We start from the raw sequence: 3,196 nt of genomic DNA, 5'->3' as shown, positions 1-3,196 counted from the left end.
CCGGGCGGCCGCACCGGAGACGGCCGGGGCGGCGGACGCCGTGGCGGGCAGCAGCGTGGCGGCGGCGCAACAGCCGGCGACGAGGCCGGCCAGCAGGGTGGGGAGTGCTATCCGTGGGCGCACTGGTGGGGTCCTTCTCCTGTGGGGGGAGGCTGGGAGGACTGCCGAGACGTTGGGGGAACGCGTCATGATCCTGCCAGCGACGGAAGGCCGGAACAATGTCACAGGTCATATGACATTGACCTCTCCGGCCATAACACGGACGGGCGGGCACCCCGCCGGGGCACACCGCACCCGGCTTACGGCCGGGCCGGCCGGTACGTCCGCGCGGCCCACGCCTGGAAGCTCGGCGCGACCGCGATCAGGTCCCGGTACGCCGCGGCCGCGGCCCCGAACAGCGTTTCCACCACGTCCGCGCCCACCCCGGCCGACCGCCAGACCAGCAGCTGCCGCACCCAGATCGGGGTTCCCGCGAGCGGTTTGACCACCACCTCGGCGAGCGGCCGGGTGGTGGCCTGGACGACGGAGATGCCGAGCCCGGCGGCGATCATCTCCTGGAGCTCCAGCCGACCGCCGAGGAACTCGTGGACGGTCGCCGGGGTGAACCCCGCCGCGGCGCAGGCCCCGTGGAACACGCCGTGCCAGCCGGCCCCGTCATCGGGGGTCAGCAGCCACTCCTCCTCCGCGAGGTCCGCCAGGGCCACCTCGGTGCGGTGCCGCAGCCGGTGGCCGGCCGGCAGCGCGACGAAGACGGGCTCGGTGACGATGCCGCGGTGCGCGACGGACGGCGCGTGGCGCAGCTCCCGGCCCGGGTAGTCCACGGCCACCGCGGCGTCCGCCTCGCCCTGTTCCAGCAGCTCGACGATGTCCGAGGACCGGTAGACCGACGTCACGGTGAAGCGCTGCTCGGGCCGCTGGTGCCGCGCCCTGGTGACCAGCCCGGGCAGGATCGGCGAGTTGGTCGCCGCCAGCCGCAGCTCGCGCGGCGCGGCCCCGGCGGGCGCCTCCGGGCGGCGCCCCAGGCAGTCGGCGCGGATGAGCAGCTCCCGGGCGGCGGCCACCACCTCCACCCCGAAGCCGGTCGGCGCGACACCGACAGCGGTGCGCTCGAACAGCGGGGCGCCCAGATGACGCTCGATCCGGCGCAGCTGGGTGCTGGTCGCCGGCTGCGAGGCGCCGAGCAGGACGGCGGCCCGGCCGACGCTCCCGGTGTCGGCGATGGCGCACAGCACGCGCAGGTGCCGCAGCTCCAGCTCCATGACGCTCCCCCCTCACGCACCGGCCGGCCCCGGTCGACGGCGCGGGGGCGGCTGTCGCCAGGGGGCGGTGCAACAGCACACATGACATGTCAGCGGCTTACCTTCACCCCCGTGAATTGCCTCGTCAAGCCCCCTCCCGGGGCCCGGGGGCACTCCTCGCACCACCTTTTACCAGCGCATTGCCACCCCCTGACCTTCCGCCCGGATCCGGGCCCCGTTCCCGGCCGCCGCGCCGCACCAGGAGAAGCGGGACTTGAAGAGTGCCCCACCGTCCGGGAGGCTGAAATTCCCCCGCGTTCCCCCGAGCGGGCGCCTACCGGTGCGGAGGCCGACCGATGACAGCCATGTTCGATCAGGAGCTGCGCGAGCAGCTCGCAAAGGCCCGCCGGGACCTCGCGACGGCCCGGGCCGAAGGGGACGCCGACGGCGTCCAGGCGTACGAGGGCCGGGTCGCCTCGCTCCTGCGGCTCGCCGCCCAGCACGGAATCGACCTCCCGCACAGCGTCGACGAGGAGGAGCACAACGAGTAGCCGGTCCCGGACGCGGCGGAGGCGGCCACCCGGAACGGGTGACCGCCTCCTTCCATGACTCCCCGGTGCCCGGGATCACTCCCCGGCCGGCTCCAGGATCGCCACGCACTCGAAGTGGTGCGTCATCGGGAACAGGTCGAAGGCCCGCAGCGAGACCGGCCGGTAGCCGCCCTCGCGGAAGAACTTCAGGTCCCGGGCGAGCGCCGCCGGGTCGCAGGCCACGTACGCGATCCGGCGTGCCTCCAGGCCGACCAGGTGGGCGACGGTCTCGCGGCCGGCGCCCGAGCGCGGCGGGTCCAGCACGATCAGGTCGGTGGCGGTGATGCCGGTGCGCGGCAGCAGCGTCTCGACCCGGTCGCACTCGATCCGCACGTTGTCCAGCGCGGCCAGGTTGTGCCGGGCGTCGACCACGGCCTGCTTGGCGGACTCGATGCCGAGCACCGCGCCGTCCTCGCCGACCCGGTCGGCCAGCGCGCCCGCGAACAGGCCGACGCCGCAGTACAGGTCGAGCGCGTTCTCGCCCCACTGCGGGTCCAGGCCGTCCAGCACGGCGTCGACCAGGGTGTCCGGCGCCTCGGGGTGGATCTGCCAGAAGCCGCCGTTGCTGATCCGCCAGGTCCGCCCGGCGGCCCGCTCGCGCACGAAGGTGCGCCCGTGCACCCGGTGCACGTCGCCCTGCTCGTCCACCCGGGCGATCGACACCGGCTTGTCCAGCTCGACCAGCGGCAGCTGGGCGCCCGGCCGCGGGGTGAGCACCACCTGGCGGTCCGAGGAGCCGGTCGCGGCGATCGCCTCGACGCTCGCCACACCCGGCCAGTCGCGGGCCTCGATGCCCAGCTCGGTGACGCCCTCGGCGGCGATCAGACAGCGGTCCACCGGCTGCACCTCGTGCGAGCGGTGCTTGCGCAGGCCCACCTTCCCGGTCTCGGCATCCACCGCGTACTGCACCCGGGTGCGCCAGGCCGGCACCTGCCCGGCCGGCAGCTTGCCGCCGACCGGCTCGACGCTGCCGTCCCAGCCCGCCTCCGCCGGGGTGAGCCCGGCCAGCTTGGCCAGCTGCTCGGTCAGCACCGCAGCCTTGAGCTTGCGCTGCCCGCCCGGGGTGACGTGCTGCCAGTCGCAGCCGCCGCACTTGCCCGGACCGGCGAACGGGCAGGGCGCCTCGATCCGGTCCTTGGCCGGCTCCAGCACCTCCACCGCGTCGGCCCGCAGGAACCGCGAGGTGGTGGTCCCGTCGGTCACCAGCGCGACGACCCTCTCACCGGGCAGCGCGTGCCGCACGAACAGCACCCGCCCCTCGTGCCGGGCCACGCAGTGCCCGCCGCCGTGCGCGACCGGGCCGACCTCGACCTCGTAGCGCTGCCCGGCCAGCGGCTCCCCGGACGGCGCCTCGGGCCGCGACGGCCG

General features: G+C 75.1%; 3 protein-coding genes. 1 reads left to right on the top strand and 2 read right to left on the bottom strand.

The features are described 5' to 3' along the window. Positions 1-299 precede the first annotated feature (299 nt). Positions 300-1,259 (bottom strand): LysR family transcriptional regulator, encoded by a 960-nt coding sequence (locus KS423_RS41840; RefSeq protein WP_224284951.1) that lies wholly within the window; start codon positions 1,257-1,259, stop codon positions 300-302. Positions 1,260-1,594: 335 nt separating this feature from the next. Here KS423_RS41840 and KS423_RS41835 point away from each other — a divergent pair, with 335 nt between their 5' ends. Continuing rightward, on the top strand, positions 1,595-1,789 hold the full coding sequence (locus tag KS423_RS41835; RefSeq protein WP_224284950.1) for a hypothetical protein: 195 nt from the start codon (positions 1,595-1,597) through the stop codon (positions 1,787-1,789). A 75-nt stretch (positions 1,790-1,864) separates the two neighbouring features. On the opposite strand, the gene KS423_RS41830 is transcribed toward KS423_RS41835, so the two are convergent. Further along, positions 1,865-3,160 (bottom strand): class I SAM-dependent RNA methyltransferase, encoded by a 1,296-nt coding sequence (locus KS423_RS41830; protein ID WP_224284952.1) that lies wholly within the window; start codon positions 3,158-3,160, stop codon positions 1,865-1,867. Positions 3,161-3,196: the final 36 nt, after the last annotated feature.

This window comes from Streptomyces sp. LS1784 (assembly GCF_020103755.1).
In the GTDB taxonomy this organism is placed as follows: domain Bacteria; phylum Actinomycetota; class Actinomycetes; order Streptomycetales; family Streptomycetaceae; genus Kitasatospora.
Note: the sequence above shows the minus strand (reverse complement) of the source record. Positions and strands in the feature narration are given on the sequence as shown.